The organism is Candidatus Sulfotelmatobacter sp., from assembly GCA_036500765.1.
Classification (GTDB): Bacteria; Acidobacteriota; Terriglobia; order Terriglobales; family Acidobacteriaceae; genus Sulfotelmatobacter.
The window spans coordinates 1,073,580-1,097,237 of the sequence record DASYBM010000004.1 but is presented as its reverse complement, the minus strand read 5'-3'; the positions used below and the strand labels follow the sequence as shown (position 1 = coordinate 1,097,237).

At 58.4% G+C, this 23,658-nt stretch carries 16 protein-coding genes; 7 read left to right on the top strand and 9 right to left on the bottom strand.

What is annotated here, in order from left to right; all coding sequences use genetic code 11:
• Positions 1-223: 223 nt before the first annotated feature.
• Complete coding sequence (gene dinB / locus VGM18_07715) at positions 224-1,507, top strand: DNA polymerase IV (GenBank protein ID HEY3972876.1); 1,284 nt, start codon at positions 224-226, stop codon at positions 1,505-1,507.
• Between the two features lie 7 nt (positions 1,508-1,514).
• On the opposite strand, the gene VGM18_07710 is transcribed toward dinB, so the two are convergent.
• From VGM18_07710 to VGM18_07675, 8 genes are all read right to left on the bottom strand, one after another.
• A complete protein-coding gene (locus VGM18_07710) occupies positions 1,515-4,037 on the bottom strand; it encodes a sulfatase-like hydrolase/transferase (protein ID HEY3972875.1) in 2,523 nt (840 codons plus the stop codon).
• Between the two features lie 248 nt (positions 4,038-4,285).
• A complete protein-coding gene (locus VGM18_07705) occupies positions 4,286-6,127 on the bottom strand; it encodes a M48 family metalloprotease (protein HEY3972874.1) in 1,842 nt (613 codons plus the stop codon).
• A 99-nt stretch (positions 6,128-6,226) separates the two neighbouring features.
• On the bottom strand, positions 6,227-7,267 hold the full coding sequence (locus tag VGM18_07700) for an energy transducer TonB (GenBank protein HEY3972873.1): 1,041 nt from the start codon (positions 7,265-7,267) through the stop codon (positions 6,227-6,229).
• A gap of 301 nt (positions 7,268-7,568) precedes the next feature.
• Positions 7,569-8,984, bottom strand: a complete 1,416-nt coding sequence (locus VGM18_07695) for an amino acid permease (GenBank protein HEY3972872.1) — start codon at positions 8,982-8,984, stop codon at positions 7,569-7,571.
• Positions 8,985-9,114: 130 nt separating this feature from the next.
• On the bottom strand, positions 9,115-9,558 hold the full coding sequence (locus VGM18_07690; GenBank protein ID HEY3972871.1) for a GxxExxY protein: 444 nt from the start codon (positions 9,556-9,558) through the stop codon (positions 9,115-9,117).
• A gap of 223 nt (positions 9,559-9,781) precedes the next feature.
• The gene (locus tag VGM18_07685) at positions 9,782-11,542 is read right to left on the bottom strand and encodes a VWA domain-containing protein (protein ID HEY3972870.1); all 1,761 of its coding nucleotides are present in this window, start codon (positions 11,540-11,542) and stop codon (positions 9,782-9,784) included.
• 102 nt (positions 11,543-11,644) lie between these two features.
• Positions 11,645-13,099: a sodium:solute symporter gene (locus VGM18_07680; protein HEY3972869.1), complete on the bottom strand. Its 1,455-nt coding sequence runs from the start codon at positions 13,097-13,099 to the stop codon at positions 11,645-11,647.
• A gap of 215 nt (positions 13,100-13,314) precedes the next feature.
• Positions 13,315-13,722 (bottom strand): hypothetical protein, encoded by a 408-nt coding sequence (locus VGM18_07675; GenBank protein ID HEY3972868.1) that lies wholly within the window; start codon positions 13,720-13,722, stop codon positions 13,315-13,317.
• Between the two features lie 155 nt (positions 13,723-13,877).
• Here VGM18_07675 and VGM18_07670 point away from each other — a divergent pair, with 155 nt between their 5' ends.
• The 4 genes from VGM18_07670 (at position 13,878) to VGM18_07655 (ending at position 18,344) form a co-directional block, all read left to right on the top strand.
• Positions 13,878-14,810: a BadF/BadG/BcrA/BcrD ATPase family protein gene (locus VGM18_07670; protein HEY3972867.1), complete on the top strand. Its 933-nt coding sequence runs from the start codon at positions 13,878-13,880 to the stop codon at positions 14,808-14,810.
• A complete protein-coding gene (locus VGM18_07665) occupies positions 14,807-15,562 on the top strand; it encodes a hypothetical protein (protein ID HEY3972866.1) in 756 nt (251 codons plus the stop codon). The genes VGM18_07670 and VGM18_07665 overlap by 4 nt, the downstream gene beginning before the upstream one ends.
• A 91-nt stretch (positions 15,563-15,653) precedes the next feature.
• Positions 15,654-17,510 carry a mechanosensitive ion channel domain-containing protein gene (locus tag VGM18_07660; GenBank protein HEY3972865.1) on the top strand — a complete coding sequence of 619 codons (1,857 nt, stop codon included), beginning with the start codon at positions 15,654-15,656 and terminating at the stop codon, positions 17,508-17,510.
• Positions 17,511-17,582: 72 nt separating this feature from the next.
• Positions 17,583-18,344, top strand: coding sequence for an SDR family oxidoreductase (locus VGM18_07655; GenBank protein ID HEY3972864.1), 762 nt, complete (start codon positions 17,583-17,585; stop codon positions 18,342-18,344).
• Positions 18,345-18,830: 486 nt separating this feature from the next.
• Here VGM18_07655 and uvrC read toward each other — a convergent pair whose 3' ends face one another.
• Positions 18,831-20,897 carry an excinuclease ABC subunit UvrC gene (gene uvrC, locus VGM18_07650; protein HEY3972863.1) on the bottom strand — a complete coding sequence of 689 codons (2,067 nt, stop codon included), beginning with the start codon at positions 20,895-20,897 and terminating at the stop codon, positions 18,831-18,833.
• A 225-nt stretch (positions 20,898-21,122) separates the two neighbouring features.
• Between uvrC and VGM18_07645 the strand changes: the two genes are divergently transcribed.
• Both VGM18_07645 and VGM18_07640 read left to right on the top strand, forming a co-directional pair.
• Positions 21,123-22,175 carry an alkaline phosphatase family protein gene (locus tag VGM18_07645; GenBank protein HEY3972862.1) on the top strand — a complete coding sequence of 351 codons (1,053 nt, stop codon included), beginning with the start codon at positions 21,123-21,125 and terminating at the stop codon, positions 22,173-22,175.
• Between the two features lie 566 nt (positions 22,176-22,741).
• Positions 22,742-23,476 carry an OmpA family protein gene (locus VGM18_07640; GenBank protein ID HEY3972861.1) on the top strand — a complete coding sequence of 245 codons (735 nt, stop codon included), beginning with the start codon at positions 22,742-22,744 and terminating at the stop codon, positions 23,474-23,476.
• The last annotated feature ends 182 nt before the right edge of the window (positions 23,477-23,658 follow it).

Below are 23,658 nucleotides of genomic sequence, written 5' to 3'. Positions count from 1 at the left end.
ACTAATGCTTACGAGACTTCGAGTATTTGGGCGGGCTATTTCTACTGGTCGATGCGTTTGGATCGATGCAGAGTTGTCTGAAGCGAAAGATGGTACCACTTTTTACGCTCCGGGAGTACATTTGGCGGTCGCTGCATGCTTTGCGACGGGGCCCGTACAGCCGTCGACGCCCGCGTTCGACAGATTCTACAGCCGGGCCGCGACTGCTAGAATTCGTTCCATTATGGCTGTCGCCCACCAGCCCGATTTCACTCGCACTATCTTCCATGTCGACATGGACGCCTTTTTCGTTTCGGTGGAGGAGTTGTTCGATCCCTCGCTGAAAGGCAAAGCGGTAGTGGTCGGCGGGCAGCGCGACGAACGCGGCGTTGTTTCGGCCGCTTCGTACGAAGCCCGAAAATTCGGTGTCCACTCGGCCATGCCCTTGCGCGCCGCGGCCAAGCATTGCCCGCACGCGATTTTCGTCAATGGCCATTTCGAGCGATACCGCGAGTGCTCGGAAAAAGTCCATCGCGTTCTCGGCACGTTTTCTCCCCAGGTAGAAATGGCGTCGATCGACGAAGCCTACCTGGATATGACCGGCACCGAGCGTCTGCACGGTCCTCCACTGAAAGCCGCTCACGCGCTGCATGTGCGCATGAAGGCCGAAACCGGCTTGAACTGCTCGGTCGGAATTGGGACTTCGCGCCTCATCGCTAAGGTTTCTTCCGCGCAGGCGAAGCCGAACGGAGTGCTATGGATCGTTGCCGGGCAGGAATCAAAGTTTCTGGCTCCGCTCGGCGTACGCGAAATTCCCGGCGTCGGAAAAGTCATGGAGCAGCACCTGCACGCGCTCGGCATCATGAAAGTTGGAGACCTGGCGCGCCTCGACGAAGCGGAACTTGGTGAACGCTTCGGCAAGTGGGGGCTAGCACTCGCCGGCAAGGCTCGCGGAGAAGATGCCGGCGGCTGGTTCGACCGAGAAGTGCCCGATACCGAGGCCGGCGCCGACGTCGGCGCCAAGTCCATCAGCCACGAACACACTTACAACGACGACACGGCTGACACTAGCCAACTCGAAGCCACGCTGATGCGGCTTTCGGAGATGGTTGCGCGGCGGCTCCGCGGATCGCAATATCATGCGCGCACGATTCAACTCAAGCTTCGCTACAAAGACTTCACCACGCTCACCCGCGCCCACACTCTGCCATCTCCCACGCAGCTCGATACCGAAATCTTCGAGCAGGTTCGCGCGCTCTTCCGCAAGAACTGGAAAAAAGGCGTTCCGATTCGACTGCTGGGCGTGCAGGCGTCTCACTTCACGACCGCGCAGCCCGACCAGATCAATCTTTTGGAAGGCCACCGCCAGCAGCGCTGGAAGGATGCCATGGCCGCGGCCGATCGACTGCGTGACAAATTCGGCGAATCGAAGGTTGGACTCGCCGCAGGCATGCGCGGAAATTTCCGCGAACGGATTCACGAGAATCCAGCCAGCCTGCCGGGAAAGAATAAGCCTCGCGATTCCTAAGCGAGCCCTAGTGCTGCGCCGACGCCAGCAGAGATGCCATTCCTGGCTTATACCCGTAGAAATCACCGACCAACTGAAGATGCTCGATGATCTCCTGGTCATAGCGCTGCTTGAGGGCCGGAGTCAAAATACTGTGCAAGGCGTTCGGATCGGCGATGAGGTCGAACAGATAACTCTGCGCCGGCGAATCATACGTCGTGTACAAATATCGTTCGTCAGCACTGAGGATTCCATATACGGCGCGCACATCGGATGCAAGAAGCAGATCCTTGTGCGGATAGCGCTCGAGTTCCGCTTTCGTCTCGGCGAATAGGGGCCGGCCGTAGAGCGGACTTTGCAAGATCGGCCGGTGTCCCAGCAGGTAATACAGAGTCGGCGCAATGTCGGTCAAGGTCGAGATGCGAGTGTCGTCATAGACGAGCCTTTCGCGCATTTTAGGTGGCAGATGAATGAGCAGGGGAACGTGCATTACTTCCGGCCAGATCAATGTCGAATGGCTCAGGCGTCCGAATTCCCCCGTGGCATCGCCGTGATCGCTGGTGACGATGATGATGCTGTTGTCGTACATTCCCCGTTGCTTGAGGTAGTCGAAAAATTCGCCCAGGCACTTGTCGACCCAGTGCACTTCGTACGAGATGCGGATGTTCATTCCATCCGGCGCCTGCCAGTGCTGTGAAGTCGGCGAAGGCACGCGGTTGCGGGCGAATTGATGAACGTTTTTGGGCTGTGTATAAAGAAATACAGGCTGGTCGTTGCGCCGAGCGTTCAGGACACTACGTGCCTGCTGCAAGGTTGCTCCCACTTCCAGTTCATTCCACAACTTCATTCCAGGGTCGAGATTGGTGATGTCGTCATCGGCGGGAAGCAGATAGGTCAAGACTTCGTCTACGCTGGCTAAGGTACGATAACCGTCCGAATGCACCATACGGTCGAGGCTGTTGAGCCGCGAGAATGGTTGAGGATAATGCGCGTGCAGCATCATGGCTCCCGACCAGATCGCCGGCTCCGAGAGCGACGTGCCGGCATACTGCGTATACGCGTGGTGCAGCACTACACTGTCACGCGCGAAATCGTCGAGGTTTGGGGTGAAATTCACTCGCGGATTGTAAGCACCCAGATAATCCGGCCGCATGGAGTCGATCACGAATATAAATATGTTCGGGCGCGCATTCGGCGAAGGCGTCAGCTTGTCGACCAACTGTATATCCACCCGCGCTTCGGCGTTGCGAATATTCGTGTATTCGCGCAGGATGTGGCAAAGATCACCGCAGACTTCGCCCCGCCGGTCGCCGACGATGTGATGCGCGAGTTGAAACGAGATGTCCTGTTCGCCGTAGGCTTGCAGGGCCAGCGAAATCTCGTCGTCGGTGGCGCCCAGCGGCTTGCTCCATAAAATTTCGGTGGCTTGAAAAGTTTTGTAGACCACGCCGCAACCTGCGAGGACCAGCAGCACCACGAACGCGGAGTACCGTGCGCGCACCGGACGCAACCGGGCGAGGCTGATAAAAACCGCAATCCAGACGGAGAGAGCGACTGTGCCTTCGAGTAGTCCGCTCCAGTCAGCGCCATGCACAAGATACGGGAATGCCACAGCCAGCATGATGGAAGCGGCCAGCACGACCCACGCAATCATCCGGTGCGAGAAGCGTCCGTCCGAAGGTGACTGAGAGGCTCGCGCTCCCGCCGCGTCAAGAAATGGCCGGACGATGGAGAATCCCCACAGCGTAAGCGTCAACGCCAGAGCGCCGGAATAAACTCGCGCCTGCCATCCCGCAAAGCTCAAGGCATTATCCAGGAAGCGCGCAAGTGTAATCCAAAGCGAGACGAACACGAGTGTGTTCACTCCCGCCCGCCGAAACCATGGCGGCCGTGGAGTACGATCGGCCAGCAAGAAAATCAGATTGAGGATGGATACGACGACAACGGCGACGAGGAGATGGGAAAGCAGGCTCCACAGAGTAAGCTCAACGTCGGCCCAATGAAAACTAATCGTCCGGGTCTCGCTGTAGAGATGAAGCCTTGATCCGGTCGCATAGACAATGCACACGACAACAGCACTGATCGCACCGGCGGAATATCCCAGGATGCCTTTATCCGCGCCGGTATTGTCCGGCTCCGATTCGTCGGCTGCACTCTTGTCGACGGGCGCCCAGAGTACGAGGGCAATCAGGAATAGCAGCGCCGCAAGACTCCAGCTATAGGCCTTGCTGTTGTCCCCGAGAGTCGCGAGGAATGGGTGGAACGTCAGATAGACTCCCGCGCCCGCCAAGAAAATGCCACCCACCGCAAATCTGCGGCGAGCGCAGTTCCAGGCCTCTGGCAAGCGCCAGTTCGCCGCCATTGCCGCTCCTGCCGCAACGCAGTACAGGACCGCCTGGTGGCGAACAAACCAGGGCATCCACGCATAAGGCGGTGCTTTAATCAGGAAGAAGAATGTGTAGGGCAAAAACGCGAGCAGGCAATAGATCGAAGTGAGAACGAAGTAGGCCCCCGAAATCATCCGCAGCAGCGTATTTAGAAACAGCCTCAAAATGATCGCCCTCTGAAATCCCCACCGATCCCGGGGTGCCTGGATTCATCGATTCTCATAGCTTTCTTGGGCATCCGCAAGTTACCGGCGAACCGAGGGGTTATGGCTAAACGCACGGACGCCGGCGTCGCGACAAACGACAAACGACCGACGACCCGCTCTGAAAAGAACGAAGGCCGGGTATCCCGGAAGGATATTCCGGATTCCCAGCCCACGTCTTGCTTCAACTTGGAGTAAGGCTTTGCCTGTTAGTTGCCTGTGTTCGAAGCAGCGGCAGCAGTGGTCGGCGCCGCAGGTGTAGTAGTAGCGTTGGCGCCGAACCGAGCCAGACGCGGGAAGAAGGGCGTAACTTCAAACGGCATTTTGTCGCGCGCCGAAGTGATGGCGACCGGAGCCGTCTTCACCATTTCCGCCTTGTCGTCCCACGGATTGATCTTCACGCGGCCACCCAAGGGCAGAGCTGCGATCTGATCGAGTTTGTTGTTGTCGAGTGCCGGGCCTTGCGAGGCCAGCGCCGAGAGGCGGTTCACCGTCCCGCCTTCCGCCAGGGGGTTGCCCAGGTGCGTGGTTAGCAGAGCGCCCAGTTGCGGAGCCTTGGCTTGCAGCTCTTTCAGGAACAAGCCCACGGTGTCGAGCTTCTGCGCGTAGGGCGAGTTCTTCAGAAGTTCAATCGCCTTCTTGTCAGCGGCCTGCTCTTCTTCCGGAATGTGCTTGAAGCCCAGGTTCTGGTAAGTGGAATCGTCGCCGAACAGCATGCGGTCGTTGAAGGCATACTTACTGCCCAGGTTGTGGCCGAGCACAATGTGCGCCAGTTCATGCGAGAGCACTGCAGCCAGGCTGGCTTCGTCGGGAAGCACGTCGACCAAACCGCGGCTGATCACGATGGTGTTGCCCACGCTGAAAGTTTCCAGCGGAGCGGTGAGGAGCACGCGCGTTCGTACAGGGCGCGGCAGATCGATGTTATTGGTGACTTCCAGATTGTTAACGACCGTCTGAAGAATGCGGTCAACGTCGCCCTCGGGTGCAAGCAAGCCCGCGCTGGTAAGGCGCTCGACAACGTTGTCTTCCGCCTGCTGCTGCCAGACGCGCTCAGCTTGCAGCGGAGAGGCATCCTGGGCGGCGGTGCTTTCGTCGGTCACGCTGTCGACGCGAATCTGTGTCAACTCGTCGTCTTTGCCGCCCTTTTTCAAGTCATAACCCCAGATGCGGGTCTGCGCTTTGAAGGCCATCTTATTGTTGACGCCGGCGCTGAAATCGCCTTCTTCGCTGTAAATGAAAGATGGCACCCAGTACCCGGGGATGAGGTTCAGCCGCCAGCTGTCCATGTGGAAGAAATAAGTGTTGTGCGCAGGCGCGTTGTAGGTTCCGTTCAGGCGCACGATGTTGAAGCCCTGATCTTCAACCCAGATGCGGCCCAGGAAGCGCCCCCGGCCCGATTTCGGTTTCGGAGTGACGTCAAACACCAGGCAGCGCACATCGCCCAGAAATTCGCGGCGGGCATAGTGAAAATCATAGTGCTCGCGATCGAAGTCGCTGCGGTCGGCATAAACCATCCAGGAGAAACCCATGGGCTGGTACTGGACCTTGTAGAGCTTCTGAAATCCGCCCAGAAGCTTGGCCTGCATGCTGAAACCCTTCTGATCGTCCTTCAGATAGTCCTTGCGATCGATATTTTCGCCCATGTCTAAGCGGCCAAGAAAGTAGTGGTCGCCGCTTGGCACCGGGCCGAGTTGCGGATCGGCGGTCAGATTCTGGAGGTAGGTCTCAACCACCGGAGTGCGGGTCGAGAGCACCTTGATCAGCCCATGTTCGCGCTGAATGAAGAGGTTCACAACCTGATCCATGGTGGTCGGTGCCGGCGCAGCCTCGGGCAGCGGAATGGCCGTGGCCGGCGCCGCAGCCGGCTGCGCAGCCTGCGAACCGGCGGGCTGTGTCGTTGCCGGGGCAGCCTGCTGAGAAGGTTGCGCTTGCGCAGTTTGCGTGGCATCGGCCGCAGGCGGAGCGGACGGCTGTGACCCGGTCGCTTGCTGCGCGGCCGCGCTCAAACTTGCCAGCAGAACCGCAGTGAAAATCGCTTTCGAAGTGCGCATAACTCTTTTCTCCATATTTTCTGAACCGGTTTCATGAATCCTGTTGCCCTGAACCCTATTTCTTCAAATCTTTTTCGACCAGATCGCTTCGTAACACTTTTAGTACGCCAACTGGAACGTCACGTGAACCACCGCCGTCGAATCCATCGGTTGCCCACTCCGCATTGCCGGCTTGAACTTGATCTTGTTCGCGGCGGCTATGGCGGCTTCGTCAAGCCCATGACCCAAACCGCGGACCACGCGATTCACATGCAGAGTGCCGTTCGCCGAAAAGCTGACTTCGAGAAGCACTTCGCCTTCCAGCTTCAGGCCGCGCGCTTCGTCGGTGTAAACCGGATTGGGCTTGAAGGTGATCTCGATCGGCGTCGTCGCCGGACCGGAATCCGCTTGCGCAATCTTCGGACCGCCGTGCACCACCTGCTCCGATCCGAATCCACCGGTAGCAACCCCCTGGCCGTTGCTGCGGCCGTCGCCCTTGCCGCCGGTGGCAACGCCGTTACCAAAGTCTGCGCTGGCGACCGTGCCCTTAATTCCCTTGGCCCCCCCCGATCCGTTGCCTTGTCCAGCGCCGACGGGCATGTCAAAACCACCCGCTTGCGCGGCGTAGAGCTTCGCGTTCGGCTTGCCTTCACCTTTCAAGCCGTTGGGATCGCCAAAGCCCCCGGTCTGAACTTTCTCTACAGCGGCGTTCACCGTGGGCTTTTGCGAGCTGCCGCCGAAATCTCCGGTGTGAATCAATTGCGGCCTGGCTCCTCCGGCAGTTACTTTTAATTCCGGGGCCTTGAACTCATTCACGACGACCTTCGGCGCCTCGACTGGTTGCGGCGCTTCGCGTCGAACTTCCCGCGGCACCACCAGCTTGGGAGTCTCAAATACCGGAAGCTTCACGGCAGGCAGCAGTTTGGGATGAATCTCTGGCTTAACAGCCACCGGCGCCGGTTCCGGCCGCAGCGACGGCATAGGAATAAGTTCAGTCACCTTATATTGCTGGAGCTGCAATTTCTCCGGCAGGATCAGCCCCAGATTGATGAGGATGAGCACGGCCACCGCCAACAAGGTGTAACTGGTGGCCAGCGCCCGTTTGTTAATCTTGCGTTCGGGCAGTAATCCGAGTTGAAATCCGCCGTAAGGTGTTGCCATTCAATTTCTCTCCATAGGGTTCCCGGATTGGGGAGAGCTACCGGGACTTGGAGTTTCAAAAATACGGGAGATAGGACAGGGGGTAAACGTGTCAACGGCTCTAGACCTTAGGTAACCAAGGAGATGTCCTGCTGAGGGATCGGCCCAGAATGGGTGCGGGACAAGGCTTTTCGCGAATCAGATCGGCAGGACTTTCGATGAAACCGGTAAGAAACAAGCAGCTATCGGCACAGTACACGGTGCATCTTTAGATAAGAACTTCTGCGCCTGATTTCGTCTGTGGTCCCCTGTGATCCTGTGGTTAAGAACTGTGTTCCTTCCAGAGTCCGCGTCTACGCCGCAGAGAAGAAAAATAAGCAAAGACAGGAATGCCGGCGAGAATAACCAGCAAGCCATATGCCGAATTGGGCCAGTCGTTCCTGAATGTGTAAACCAACAGAGCGGCGGCCACCGCCACGAACAGGGCCGGCACGAAGGGATAGCCCCACATGCGATAAGGCCGCACCGCCTGCGGTTCGCGGCGTCGGAATACAAAGACGGTGCTGCCCGCGATCATGTAGAAAAGCCATTCCGCAAAAATTGCCAGAGAAAACAGCTGGCGGAAGTTGCCCCCGAGCAGGAGAAGCAGAATCGCGAGCACGGCCTGCGCCGCAATCGCAACCGAGGGCGTATGAAATCGAGGATGCACTTCCGCCAATGCTTTAAAAAAATATCCATCGCGCGACACGGCGAACGGCACGCGCGCTCCGCTCATAATAGTTCCGTTCAGCGTGACCAACATCGATAAGGCCATGCCGGCGGACACGATGCCCGCGCCCATGCGTCCCATGATGAGCGCCACCGCGTCGGAGGCGGGACGCGGCGAAGCCGCAATGGCATTCGCGGGCAGAACGTATTGCACTCCGGCGTTCAGCAGAATGTAGAGCAGCCCTACAATCGCCACGCCGGCGATCAATGCAATCGGAATGTTGCGCTCGGGATTCTTCACCTCGCCGCCCACCATGTTGAGATCATTCCAACCGTCGTAAGCCCACAATGCGGCGACCAACGCGGCCATGAATCCGGCGACGCCGCCCTTGGCGCCAGCGAAGGTGCCGGCGAAGTTGCTCCATCCGCGCCCGGGAACGTTCCCAAATCCGCTGAAGCAGACGGCCACAATGCCCAGAATGATCGCGACTTTCAACATAGTAAACACGAGCTGAAACTCGCCGGCCTTCTTCACTCCGAGATAGTTCAGCAATGAGATGAGGACAGCGGCGCCGATCGCGAACACTTGCCCCCAGGTCACGGCAAAGGGTGCGTTGATGATGTTAATCGGGAAGAACGAGAACAAGGGAAAGGTTCCGAGAATTCGTACCAGTCCGACGGCCACGGTTGCGATCGAAGCCGGTTTCGCGATCACGAACCAGGTCCAGGCATAAAGAAATCCCGCCATCGGTCCGTAGCCATCGCGGACGTAGACATATTCGCCGCCCGCCTGCGGCTTCATCGCACCAAGCTCGGCGTAAGTGAGCGCGCCGAAAAACGAGAGCAGGCCCCCGACGATCCATGCCAGATACACAAGCTTCGCAGAACCCACAGCCTGTATCATTTCGGCGGGCACAAGAAAAATTCCGCTGCCGATGATGGTGCCCACCACCACCGCGGAGGCGTGGCTTACCCCGAGATCGCGCGAAAGTTCAGCCCGCGCAGGCGCGAGATTGGCGACATCAGCCACGTTGGAGTTGGAGTATACGCGAAGGGAAAACACCTTTGACCGCAAAGTTCGCAAAGAAAAATCCGCAAAGTGCGCGAAGAAGGTCCAATAAGATTTTCTTAGCGCTCTTTGCGGCCTTTCCTTCGCGATCTTAGCGGTAGGGCTTTTGCTCTTCCAGCACAATACTTTCGGCGGACTCGTCCTGATAGTTGTTCACCATCCTCTTGATTCCATCTTTTAGCAGAACGACGTTGAAGTTGATAAGCAATCCGATCTGAAGGTCGAGCAACCGCAAATGGGAGAGCAGTTGTGCTTGATCCACGGGATGAAGTGTCTCTTTACTTTTAACCTCAACCACCACGTTGCCCACGATCAAGTCCGCACGGAAGCCGCAGTCGAGCTTGACTCCGTCATAGACCAGCGGGACCGGTTTCTGGCGCTGCACGCGGAGTCCAATCTGTTCCAGTTCGTACGCCAGGCAGGCCTCGTATGCCGACTCCAGGAGCCCAGGGCCGAGCCGGCGATGCACCTTGATGGCAGCTCCGATGATTTGAGGAGTGATATCGCTGTACATCATCTTTTCGCTCAGACACACTTTAGGTCATAACTGGCCAACTGATGCACAGAATGAGATAGATTTCGTCGGCCTTTCCCGAAACGAACCCGATAGCGGTCTGGACTAGGCTTGAAGATTGAACACTTAAACCGCAAAGATCGCAAAGGAAAGGCCGCAAAGGTCGCTAAGAAGGGCCCGAAAGGGTTTCTTCGCGAACTTTGCGGCCTTTCCTTTGCGGCCTTTGCGGTAAAGGCTGTTGCCCTTATTTCTTGGCCACAGACTCGGCTGAAAGCGGAAGCGGCACTTCCAGAGTTCCCATGCGATCGTTCATTCGGTCGCGTACGCCCACGCGTAAAGATTTGGCGCTTACCGGCACGACGAGTGTCTGCCGCATGCGGAATAATCCAGCTTTGTTATCGGAGGCTTGACTGGTGGCATCCTGCATACCGTCGTTGACAATCCCATTCAGCACTTTGCCGTCTTCATCGAATGCCGCGACGGCGAATTCGAGCGTGCGTGGCTTGCCATTTAATACCGGCTCCGGATCGAGCACGCGGTAGTCGATGGTGTAAGTCTGAATCTTCACCGGAGGCAGCGGCTTGAGCGGACGGTTCCTGCTTTGCGTTCGATAGAAGGCCGCCTGCGTCTCCAGTTGCGCCATCTGCGCGGAAGTAGCCAGCGCTGGCCGGTCCGTATACATGTGAGCGGAAAACACAAGGTCATGCAACATGGGGGCGCCGGGGCGAATGTTACCCTGAAGCAGATCACCGGCCTGGAGCGGGACGGCGAGTGCCGGAGCACCGGCAGGATTCGAGTTCGCGCCGTCTTCGTCCACATTGGCGGCGGAGACCAATGGGGCCCGGCAGTATTGCTGCCGGTACGAAAGCTGATCATGCTGCTGGTCGAGCTTCACCGAGATTTTGTGGCACTTTCCGTCATCCTCTTGATCGGAAGGAGAATAAGTGAGCGTGTAGTAATTGCCACCATCTTCGGTGGCCTCAACCAGGGCGCTACTCACTTCATTGGTGCTATAGAACGCGCGGCCTCCGGTCATGGCGGCAATTGCGTCCTCGCTCCGATAGTCATTATTAAACGCGGCTGAGATATCCAGTTGCACGCCACTGACGTCCACCGGGTAGACCGCAACCTGGGCCTGCGCCAGAGCGTTAATCGCGGCGATCACAGCGTCCCGCAACTCGGAATCGTCGGCCTCCCGTGCGAACAAGTTCAGAGCAAATCCTCCAGAAAGCCAGAGCAGATTCTTACGGCCGGGAATTCCATCCAGATATTCACCAACGTGAGTCAGCATATCCACGGCCGTATAAGGATTGCCGCGCCCATAGTTCCCGCCGTATAAAAACATTCTGGGAACGTGCGCCCGAGGATGCTTGCCATCCAGTGTGGCCGTGAGCAGGCCTCTGTCGTCGGTAAAGCCCTGCACCAGGCGAAGCTGGTCGGAGGTTACGAAGATGGCGAACCTGGTGCCCGCAGGTTTGCTGTTGATGAATTTCAGCAGCTGTTGACGACTCGTTATCTCGTCCGCCGTGTCCATGTTCACCATGTCGAACAGGATCACATAAAGCGGGCCCCGCTCGGGAGCGGCCGGGATATTCTCGAACACATTCGGGGGCAGCGGAGCTGCATTGGGCCCGCGCGAAATTGAAGGCTTGTTGAGGTCGTAGACATCGAATGAAAGCAGGTGCTGCGGCTGCTTATCTTCGGTGATAGAAAAGTCGTTGGCCGAAAGTCCGTGCACGGGCTTGCCATTGGCATCCCGCACCGTCACATCGACGATGACCCGTCGAACCGTCTGCCGAATGGTTACAGACGGTTCCTGCGCGTCGCCGCCGGAGACAGGCGCAGGCGTTGGAGCTGAGATAGTCGCAGCCGGAGCTTGGTCCGGAACCGGAGATGCATCTTGTTTTGACGCCAAGCGTGACTGCGCAGCCGCGGTCAATGTCGCCGAAGAAAGCCAGGACAATACAAGTATCGCCAGGAAGAATCGCGAGAGGGTTCGAGACACAGTGGCTCCGGAATCGTCAGACTTCTCCAAGCTTATTCTTAAACCCGGTGCAGCCATTTTATCTCGGCCGCAAGCAGAAATATTTTAAAATCTCCCCCGCAATCAACCAGGAATCCTCTCGATTTGAGGTTCCGACGTGCCAAAGAAGACGCTCACGACCCATCCGATCGCAAAAGCAATCGTTGTCCCGATCAGTACCCACCACGTCCAAGGCACGCGCGTGCCCAGCCATAAGTAAAGTTCCACCGCGAGTCCGCATGCCATACCGGCCATTGCCCCGCGCTGGTTGGCCCGTCGCGTCAGCACCCCGAGCAGAAACACCCCGAGCAGCGCGCCGTAAGCGACCGACGCGATTTGCAGACCTACGACGACCACGCGCCCGACTTTGTGCAACGCGATTACAGCCAGCCCAAACAGCACAAGCGCCCAGGCGATCGTCGCCAGGCGTGAGAGCCGCATCTTCGTTTTCTCGTCGGACTGCGGACGGAGCCGGGCGTAAAAATCCATAATCGCGCTCGAGGAAAGAGAATTGAGCGCTGCGCTCAAATTCGACATCGCCGCTGCCAGAATCGCCGCAACCAGAAGGCCCGAGATCCCGTGCGGCATCCGCGTGACGATAAACGTCGGATAGATCCGATCCGACGTGCCGAACGTCCCCGACGGCACGCGATAGTAGGCCCACAACATGATGCCCACCAGCAGAAACAGAGCAAACTGAAACAGTACGGCAATCCCGCTCGACAGCAACGCGATTACCGATTGCTTTTGTCCGCGCGCCGCCAGCAGCCGCTGCACGATGAGTTGATCCGTGCCATGGCTCGCCGTAGTCAGAAAGGCGCCTCCAATCACGCCGGACCAGAAGGTGTAGTCGATCCACGGACTCGTGCTGAAATCAAAAATCCGTAGCTTGCCCGCAGCGGAAGCGGCGCTGTGGATCGCGCTCCATCCCCCAGGCACGAGATGGAGAATCGTGAACAGCCCGACCAGCGTTCCGCCCACGTAGATCGCCGTCTGCACCACATCGGTCCAGATCACCGCGGCGAGACCGCCCTCGAACGTATAGATAACCGTCAATGCAGTAATAATGGCGATCGACGCCACTTCGCCGGTGCCCAGCGCAATCGCGACGACAATCGAGACTGCATACACCCGTACGCCTTCCGCAGCGGCGCGAGTCAGCAAAAACAATCCTGCCGTCAGAGAGCGCAGGCTGCGCCCGAAACGGCGCTCGATGAGTTCGTACGCTGTATAAAGATCGCCGCGGAAATAGTGCGGCAGTAGCACAACGCTGATGATGACTCGGCCGACCACGTATCCCATCACCACCTGGAGAAACGTCAGATTCGTGTCGTAAGCCAGTCCGGGTATGCTGATGATGGTGAGCGTGCTGGTTTCGGCGGCGACAATCGACAGCGCAATCGCCCACCACGGAATGTCCCGCCCGGCGAGAAAGTAGTCGCGCAGCGAGCGCTGCTTCCTCCGAAAGCGCAGACCAAACAGAGTGATCCCCGCCAGATAGAGCGTAATGATCGCCAGATCGAGATGGCTCAGTCCCATATTATCGTCCAGTCGGCAGAAAGCTTTTCATCGCAAAGATCGCAAAGTAAACGCCGCAAAGATCGCAGAGAACAAAAACCAAAGAACAAAGATCAAAGAAGAAGCGGGCAAAAGAGAATTTTGCAAAGAGCAACGAGAATCCAGCTCTTGTCGTTGCCTTTCTTCGCGTCCTTTGCGGCTCTTCCTTAGCGAACTTTGCGGTCCGGGCCTTTTCTTTAAGAACCTAACACCACTCTGCGACTCACACTCTCCGCCGGATCATACGTTTCCGACGAAATTGCAACCAGCCACAAATCAACAGCGCCGTCATTCCGGACGGCATGCGAAGCCCCTGGCGACACCAGCATCAGCACAGCCCCACTGCCATCGAACTCACGATGCTGCGGCGTCGATCCCTGCTCCTCATCCCAATGAAACGACCATCTTGTACCGGGAAGCACGACGATCGCCTCGCGGCGTCGCAGATGATAGTGATTCCCGCGCACCGCGCCAGGTTTGGTCGAAGCCAGATGCACGTCGGCCATGCGGCCCACAAAGACGACCGCCTCAGGCGGAGCAGTAAAGCTGAATCCGCGGGCGTCGCCACTATTGCCGAGTTCGATGATCTGAATCTTCTTCGTCATGTGGTTCTCCATGAAAGTTGTGGCTGGGCCAAAGGCCCAGTTCATTATCGAAGCGATCGCGCGTTTCCGCGAGTGAGACTATGTAGTCCTCTCGTCGAAACAATCAAGATCTGGCAACCGGCAACGGTTCAACTGCCGTGTGTTAGAAATAACCCGTGCCCTATTACCTCGGCATCGACGGAGGCGGTACCAAAACTACCTGCGCAGTAGGGGATGAGTCGCGCCTACTGGCGACGGCCACCGCGGGGCCGAGCAATATTGTTCGCGTCGGGGAAGCGCAGGCTCGTGAGTCGCTACAGCAGTCAGTGCGTCAGGCCTGCGCGGCGGCCGGCGTCACGCTGGAGCAGATATCGCGTACTTGCGTCGGCGGATCTGGCGCAGCTCGGCCGGAACTGGCGGCCATCGTCCACACTTTTCTGGCGGAGATTCTTGCTTCTCCTATCGACGTGGTCGGCGACATGCAGATTGCCCTCGAAGCCGCTTTCGACACCGGCCCGGGCGTCATCGTCATCGCGGGTACGGGGTCGATCGCCTACGGCCGCGACCGGCAAGGCAATACCGCCCGCGCCGGAGGCTGGGGATTCGCCATCGGCGACGAAGGCTCCGCGCATTGGATCGGGCGCGCCGCCGTCAGCGCCGTGCTGCGCGCTTCCGATCGAAATTACGGAACGGCGGAAAATATTCTTCACACGACTTTTGCCACGGATCTATGTAAAACCTGGGGTGTGATGTCGCTCGAGGATCTGGCGCGGGCCGCGAATGCAATTTCCCCTCCCGATTTCGCCAGGCTATTTCCTGCTGTGACGGCCAGTAAAGACCTTCTCGCTTTGCAAGTTATGTCTCGTGCGGGCAGGGAACTGGCCGAAGTGGCCGCGGTCGTGATTAACCGACTGTTTCCGAAAGAGCAGACCGAACCTGTCCCGGTAGCCACGATAGGAGGCGTCTTTCGTTATGCAGCGCCGGTGCGCGAGGCTTTTTACAATGAACTGCGTGCGCTGGATTCGCGAGTGGAAGTAAATCCTCAGGTCGTCGAGCCGGTTGAAGGAGCGCTCCGCAGGGCACGGCGAGGCGCACGCAACTCGTTATGAATTCGGAGACACAGAATCCGGGTGAGCCATCCATTCCGCCGGAATCTTCTTTCGCGGAAGCGAACTCTGACCTCGCCCCTGCCAATACCGCGCCCGCCTCCACTGCAGACCTGGTTCTCGCACTGATTAAAGATCGCGAGTTATCTGGCGACACCATCGAACAGATCAGCCGAAACCCCGCAGCGATGAAATCGCGCAAGGTGCGGATTGCGCTGGCCGCGCATCCCCGCGCCCCGCGCCGCATGGCGCTGCGTCTGATTCGCGAACTCTACACCTTCGATCTGATGCAATTCTCGCTGCTGCCCGCAGTGGCGGCCGACCTGAAGCGCCTAGCCGATGAATTATTGGTGGCGCGCCTGGCTTCGATCACTCTCGGAGAACGCATTGCACTGGCCCGGCGCTCGTCGGCCCTGGTCGCGGCCGCTTTGCTGCTCGACAAAGAATCGCGCGTGTGGCAAACGGCGCTGGAAAATCCTCGGTTGAGCGAGTCTTCCATCGTGAAGGCGCTGCTGCGTCCGGTCACGCCGCCGGCTTTCGTCAAAGCCCTTTGCCATCACTCGAAGTGGTCGCTGCGTCCGGAGATCCGGATGGCTTTGTTGCGCAACGAATACACGCCTCTGGCTCGCGCGCTGGAATTCTCCCTCCGGCTGCCGCCCGCACAATTGCGCGACATCCTGCACGCCTCGCGCCTGCCGGAGAAGACGAAGGCTTACCTGCGGAAAGATGTGGAACGCAGAAGAGCGGGCAGTTGAGCTCTCAGTTCTCAGTATTCCTTCCCCACGAGCCGCACGAAGGGTGTCAATTGGGAAGTGCTATAAACTGTTCTCACGCTTTGCGCAGATTATGAAAGTCCGGCAATACATTACCGCGATCGTTCTACTGCTGCTGGTGACTGCGGCCATCGCCGGACTGCTGTGGACGCGCGCGCGGCCCACTCCGAACGAGAACGAGGAAGAGGCGGCAACGTCCGCTAGAAAAACTGGAGTAAAAACGCTGGCCGCCGCGCGCGCATTGGTGGACCAGCGCCCGCTCCAGACCGCGAAGCGCATGTCCGCGATTGCGGCCACGCGAGAAGAACAGGTGTTGGCCCATCAGGCGGAGACACTCGGGGATCACGAGGTCGACCTCTCCTTCCTTGATGCGCTGCGCACCGCGGAAGAAAATCCACCGCCGCTGTCGCCGGAAGCCAGGCAAATCTTGCAGCGCAAAAGCAAGGCCGAAGAGGGGGTGAAGGAAGATCAGGAGGGCATAACGCAGCTCACGCGGAAACTGGCGGCTGCGCCCGAGTCGCAAAAGGATAACCTGCAAGACCAGATCGACGTCGCCAAGGCGCAGACGGATCTGGATCAGGACGAATTGGACGATGCGGCAGAACAACTGGAGCAGGCCGGCGGCGATCCGCAATCGAAGATCAAACGTCTGCAAGCCGAACACGAGGCGGGCGAGCATAATACGCAAGTCGCAACCGGTTCGGCGGTGAATCCGCACGAGCAGGACTACCAGGCGCATACGGTGCTGAGCGTGTTCCGGGCCTGGCGCGCGCTGCGCGAGAAGCAGAATCAGTTACAACAGGCGCTGGACGAGAGCCATGCTAAGCAACTCCGCCTGAGCCAGCGCCACCAAGCGCTGACCGCGCAAGTCGAAAAAGACAAAGAAAATCGCGAGGCCGCCCGCCAGCAGGCCAAAGGATTTGCGAAAAGCAGCAACGCGACCAGCCGCGACCAATCGAAGGCATCCGCGACGGCCGCTCTCGGTTCGCTCAAGCAATACACCCGCGACCAGAAAAATCTCGCCGATCTCGGTAAGCGGCTGCAAGATGAGCAGCAGTTGACCGACGTCTACGCCAACTGGATCGCCTTGGTCGAGGCCCGCGAGCGGGCGGCGTTGCACAACCTGGTCGAATCGATTCTGTGGATTCTGCTGGTTTTGCTCATGGTTTATGTAGCCGACCGCTTCATTGAGCGCTTGTTCACTGGTGTGTCCGCCGAAAACAAGCGCGTCGACACCTTGCGCGCGGTGGTGAAATTTGCGGCGCAAGCCGTGGGCGCGATCGCAATAATTTTTATCGTCTTCGGCATGCCCACGCAGACCACAACCGTGCTCGGCCTGGCCGGCGCCGGCCTCACCGTTGCCATGAAAGATTTCATCGTGGCCTTTTTCGGTTGGTTCGTGCTGATGGGCCGTAACGGCATTCGCGTCGGCGACTGGGTGGAAATCAACGGCGTGGGCGGCGAAGTAATTGAAGTGGGCCTGTTGAAGACGGTGCTGCTCGAAACCGGCAGTTGGACCGATGCCGGACATCCCACGGGCCGCCGCGTTTCGTTCGTCAACAGTTTTGCCATCGAAGGTCACTTCTTCAACTTCACCACTTCCGGCCAGTGGATGTGGGATGAACTGCAAGTGCTGATTCCTCCCGGCCAGGATCCTTATCCGATCATCGACGGCATTCAGCACTTGGTCGAGAAAGAGACCGAAGCGAACGCCGGCAAAGCGGAAGCCGAGTGGAAAGAGGCGACTACGCGCTATCGGGTGCAGGCGATTTCGGCGGTGCCGGGCATTAACGTGCAACCGACGGCGGCGGGAATAGAAGTGCACGTCCGCTACATCACGCGCGCTAACGAACGCCACGAGTCGCGCAAGCGCCTGTATGAGGCGGTCGTGGAAATGATGCACGGGCGGCGGGAGGCGGCGAAGGTGTAGTGGCTTCTGGCTTTTCTTGGCTTCTTGCCTCCAGGCTTCAAACTTGGCCCCTTGCTTCCAGGCTCTAATCTGATGGCCCACAAATCCGAACTCGGCGCTCTGATCGTGACGGGGGCCAGCCGTGGGATTGGCGCGGCGGTTGCCAGACTCGGCGCGCAGCGCGGGTTTGCGGTTGCGGTCAACTTCTCGTCCGGCGAAGCTGCCGCGAAGAAAGTAGTGGATGAAATCGTCGCCGCCGGGGGACGCGCTGTCCCGATACAGGCCAATGTAGCTTATGAAGCGGACATCGTGCGCATGTTCGAGATGGCGAAGCGCGAATTCGGTCCGATCAAGGCACTGGTGAACAATGCCGGCGTAACCGGTGGCTTCGCTCGCGTAGAAAACGTAACCGCGGCGGCTGTGGATGAGGTTTTTGCCGTGAATGTGCGCGGAGCGATCCTGTGCTCACGCGAGGCCGTGCGCCGCATGTCGACTCGTCGCGGTGGTGCGGGCGGCGCGATCGTCAACATCTCCTCGATCGCGGCGCGCACCGGTGCGGCGGGCGAATGGGTGCACTACGCCGCATCGAAGGGCGCCATAAACAGCTTCACTGTTGGTTTGGCGCGCGAAGTGGCGACGGAAGGAATCCGCGTGAACGCGGTTGCTCCCGGCTTGGTCGATACAGAACTGCACGCCGCAAACGGCGATCCTGACCGTTTGCAACGATTGATGGGAACCATCCCGATGGGAAGACCGGGCCAGCCCCACGAAATTGCGGAGGGAGTAGTTTGGCTCTTGTCGCCGGAGGCTTCGTTCACGACGGGCGCGAATTTGGAAATTGGCGGCGGCAGGTAGGGGAATTAACAAGAAATATCTTTCCTAAGCGACGACAGGGGCTATTGCCGGCCCATCTGCGGAACCGATTCCACACACATCGGTAATCTGCACCGGAGCGTGGAATTCGGTCAAATATCGCGAACAATTGCTCAGGGATTTGGGCTGGTCTCAGCCTTTCAATAAGTTACGAGCCGAATTGTAGAAATCGTCTATCCCGAGCAGAATCAGCGTGAGTGCCGAGCTTCTTGCGACCGAAGTATAGCTATGAGCAATATACCGCAATGGCGCCATTGTAAGACGATTTGGCGGATGTTTGACTATAGATGCACTTCGGGTCGGTCAAAAGTCACATCGGCGTTCCTGCCGCATCCTGGGCTATCTGGTGAGGGTTTTATGAAGGGTGCCGATGGCCCAAATCTGCCCGGAAAATGAAAGCAATCGTACTCAGCCTGCCGACTAAGTCTTTTGAAATCATCAGTCGCAAATCGCCGTCTTTAGAATCAACTATTTCCGAAAGTGATTCTTGATCGCCTCAGCCTGCGTCCTGGTGACGACGGCGGAAAGTGCTGCCGTGTCAGCCTGCTTTACGGATTGCAAGCTGCCAAAGTGTTCCAGCAATCGCCGTGTTGTGCCGGCGCCGACGCCGGGAATTTCCAACAGTTCGGTGGAGCGGTCGCGCATCTGGCGACGCTTGCGATGGAAGGTCACGGCGAATCGGTGCGCCTCATCGCGAATCAGTTGAATCAGGTGCAGCATGGGCGAGTGATGATCGAGAGCGATCGGATCTTTTTCCTGTCCGTAGACATAGAGAATTTCTTCACGCTTGGCGATGGCGGCCAGCGGCTGGTTGATGATCTCCAGCGAGTCGAGGGCTTCGGCCGCGGCGTGCAGTTGGCCGAGCCCGCCGTCGATCAACACAAGACTCGGCATGGGCTTGTTTTCGTCAACCATCCGTTTGTAGCGGCGGGTCACGACCTCGCGCATCGAGGCGAAATCGTCGACGCCTTCGACCGTCCGAATGATGAATTTGCGGTAGTCCGACTTTTTCATCTTGCCCTCTTCCCACACCACCATGGACGCGACGGTCTCCGCGCCCTGAATGTGCGAGATGTCGAAGCACTCGATGCGCTTCGGCAGGTCGGGCAGGCTGAGCGCTTCCTGCAGTTCTTCCTGAATCTTACGCGCGTTGGGTTTGAGCACACGAAAGCGCTGATCGTACGACTGCTTGGCATTGTTGCCCGCCAGATCGATCAGCGAGCGCTTGTCGCCGCGCTGCGGAACCAGAATGTGGACTCGCGTGGGTCGGACACTCTTGTCCGACTGCTGGTCGGAGAGCAGGTCCTCGAGTTCTTGGCGATCTTCAAAATCGACGGGCACGTAGAGATGGCGCGGGACGTAGGGCTGACCGATGTACAGCTGCTTGAGTAGGGCGGAGAAGAATTCTCCCGGCGAGAATGATTGTTGGGATGGCGCCGGCTCATGTGGGAATGGAGAGGTCTCATGTGGGGAGGTTTCACGTGGGGACGGACGCATTCGTCCGTCCGTGCCGAGCGAAGCTAGGCTGGGGTTTCCTTCCAGCGTATCGGCGGTGTCGGCCAAATGCGCTGGCGAGCCTGGCTCGCCCGGACGGACGAATGCGTCCGTCCCCACATGGTCATCTGTCTCCGCATGGTCTGTGTTACTGTCCAGATCCGTCGGAGCCGCGAACTCCGGCAGTTCTTCCCAGAAGAATTCGCGGCGGTCGACCATTTTGCCGGCGCGCATGTGGAACAGGTTCACCGCCAGCATTCCGTTTTCGTAGTGATAGCCGAAGACGTCGGCGTCGTCGCCCTCGGCGGCGGCCATGCGTTGGCGCTCCTGCAATTGCTCGACCGTCGAAATGAGATCGCGATATCTTGCGGCGCGCTCATACTCCTGCGCGGCGGCTGCTTGCTCCATGCGCGCGTGCAACGAGCGGCTCAGATCCGTCGGACGACCTTCGAGAAACAATTTCACGTCGCGTACCGCTTCCTGGTAGGCCTCCGGCGTGGTTAACTCCTTCACACACGGACCGAGGCAGCGCTTGATGTAGTACTGCAAGCACGGTCGGGGATGGAAGCGCGTCAAGTCGACCTTGCACGAAGGAATCAGAAAATTGCGATGAATCAGGTCGACAATGCGGTACGCGAGATTTCCAGGAAAATATGGTCCGTAGTAGCAACTGCCGTCTTTGCGCAGGCGGCGCGTTACGTAGACGCGCGGGAAGCGTTCGCCTAACGTGAGTTTCACGTAGGGATAAGTTTTGTCATCGCGCAGCAGAATGTTGAAGCGCGGCTTGCGCTGTTTGATCAGATTATTTTCGAGCGCCAGCGCCTCTTTGTTGTTGGCGACGACGATGTAGTCGACGTCGATGGCTTCGCGCACCAGGGTGCCAGTCTTGGCGTCTTCCCATCGTGCTTCATGAAAGTAGCTGGCAACGCGGCTGCGCAGGTTCTTCGCCTTGCCGACGTAGATGACGTCGCCCTCGGCGTTTTTATAGAGGTATACGCCGGGCTCGGTGGGAATGGTGCGGATTTTCGCCTGCAAGTCCATGGCGCGCGTGTTAGGCAGGAATGCAGTCTGGCTTGCGCGACGCGCCGGTTAGGAAGGAGATCCCTTCGACTCCGCTCAGGGCAGGCTCCTCACTTCGCCTGAAAAACGGCTCCGTTCGGGACGACAACCCTGGTGATGACAACCGTGGTCTGGCTGAACTGCATCACTACCATTTGTATTCTAATTGGATGGGATAGCCCGCTCTTGTGTTACAAAAAGGTGCTGATGAGTCTTGGTCGCGTTGTAGGGATGGTATTCCTCAGGAGGGTTCTGGCCGCGTCTTTCGCTCTGATTGCCTTCTCGTCCGCCGGTTCGACGCCGGCGCTTACCCAAAGCATTACTCCCGCTCCGCCGGCGCAGTCGTCGCAACCCCAACTGACAAAGTCTCCGGAGGGCAAAGCGGAAGAAGCGGCGCGGGCAGCGGCGCGGGCCAAGGCGCATCATTTCGATCGCGTTCTGATCATTGTTCTCGAAAACGTGGACTATGAAGTTGCCAGCAAAGATAAGAGCTTCATGGATCTGGCCGCGGGTGGGGCCAGCTTCACGAATTTTCATGCCCTGTTTCACCCGTCGTATCCCAATTATCTGGCGATGGTCGCGGGCACCGATTTTGGAATTCATGGCCGCGGGCGCATGTTCGCGGACAACCAGGTGAACCTGCCTGCGGATGCCGCGCACCGAACCATTGCCGATCGTCTCGTCGCTGCCGGCCTCGACTTCAAGCAGTATGCGGAGGAACTGCCGGAAGGCACGTGCCCCTGGAACCTCTCCACGCAGCGCGTGTCGGGAAAACGCGGCAATTACGTGCGACGGCATGTGCCGTTTCTGAGTTTCCGGGAGGTGCAGGAAAAGTGGTGCGATCACGTGATTCACGTCGATTCCAGCAAGTCCGACAACTTCTTTGTGCAGGATGCGAAAAAGGGTTTGGTCGCTTATTCTTTTTATACCCCCAACATGAATCATGACGGCCACGACACCAATGCCAAGACGGCAGGAGCGTGGGTAAAGAAGTTCCTCGACGACACGTTTCCAGAAAAGCTGCGCCAGGGCACGCTGGTGGTGGTGACGTTCGACGAGTCCGGCGGCAACGCCGACAACCGCATCCTGACGCTATTTCTGGGCGATATGGTGAAACCCGCGAATCAGCAGGATCCCAAGGCGCTCGACAAGCGCTATACGCATTACAGCGTGCTGCGAACGATCGAAGACAACTTCGGCCTGGAGCCGCTGACGGCCAACGATCGCGCGGCGGCGCCGATTGTGGATATCTGGAAGTGAAGCGAATCGCGAGACGTGCCGAAATATGTCGTATCGTCTTGTGTATGAAAAATGCGATTACGGTTCGTCTGCCCGACGAAATCTTCTCGTGGCTTAAGACAACCTCGCGGGTGACGGGTATCCCGATGAGTCGACTTGTCCGCGACCATCTTGAGGCCCGCGCAATCCGCGGAGGGAAAGCAGCGATTCATGCGCCACGTCGGCAAACTTCGCGGGCCCGCCGACCTATCCTCTCGGAAGGGGTTCTCCCGCGGATAGCCGAGTGGGACCTGGGCGCCGGAATTTGAGTCGCACCGTATAAAATTTCCATTCGCTATGTGGGTTTGTGCGGCTTTTCTGAAGTCGCTGTTCGAACGGCGTGCGTGCAATTCACTCCCAAAGTCTTGAATAATATATACTTAATGGATGAGTTTCCGGTTCGGGAAACTGGCATCTGCCGTGCACAAGTAAGGCTCGTATTGGCGCTGAATCATTTCCCAGGATTAGCAGGGATACAAGTTTTAGTTGGCACCCTCGGGCGCCCGCAGGATTTAAGATATTAGAGAGACATCAAGGAGCCTCACCCTATGAATCGCACTTCGTTAACGATTTGTCTGGCAATCAGCATGGCGGCCACTGTCGGTTGCGCCAGCAAGAACTATGTGAAGCAGCAGACTACGCCGCTGATCAACAAAACCAACGAACTCGACGATCTGACGGCGAAGAATACCAAGGACATCAAGGATGTTGACGCGCGCGCCCAAGCCGGCATTCAGGCCGTGAACACCAAAACTGCCGACGTGGAGCAGAAGGCGCAGGCCGCCGGGCAGACCGCAACGTCCGCGCAGCAGATGGCGGATGCCGCGAATGGCCGCGTGGGCGTGCTGACCAATACGGTCGCTAATCTCGACAACTATCACGCCGTAGCCGAGACTTCGGTGAAGTTTGGCTTCAACAAAGACAATCTGACCGACAAATCCAAGCAAGTGCTCGATCAGTTGGCGGCCAGTATTGCTTCGACCAAGGGCTACATCATCGCGCTCGAAGGCGGAACGGATTCCGTCGGCTCGGCGGATTACAACTACGATCTCAGCCAGCGCCGCGCTAATTCGGTGATCCAATATCTTGCTACCAAGTACAACGTTCCCGCGCACAAGATTTACGTGATCGGACTCGGCAAGGATAAACCGGTGGAGTCGAACAAGACCTCTAATGGCCGGGCCGACAACCGTCGCGTGGATGTGCGCCTGATGACGAACACCGTGGGCGATACGACGCAGCCGGCGCCGACCACAGGGCAGAATAATCCGTCATCGATGTGATGTAAGGATGGGGGCTAACCGCGCGGATTATTGCGTCGCCGAAAACGCGACGCGTCGCGCAGCCCGCCCAGATCCTTCGGCCCGCAAAGAACGCGGCCCTTAGGATGACAATAAGTTTACCCTCCTCCCCGGAGGACTTCGCCAACCAGGCCGCTCGAGCCTCCCCCTGAGCGGCCTGCTTT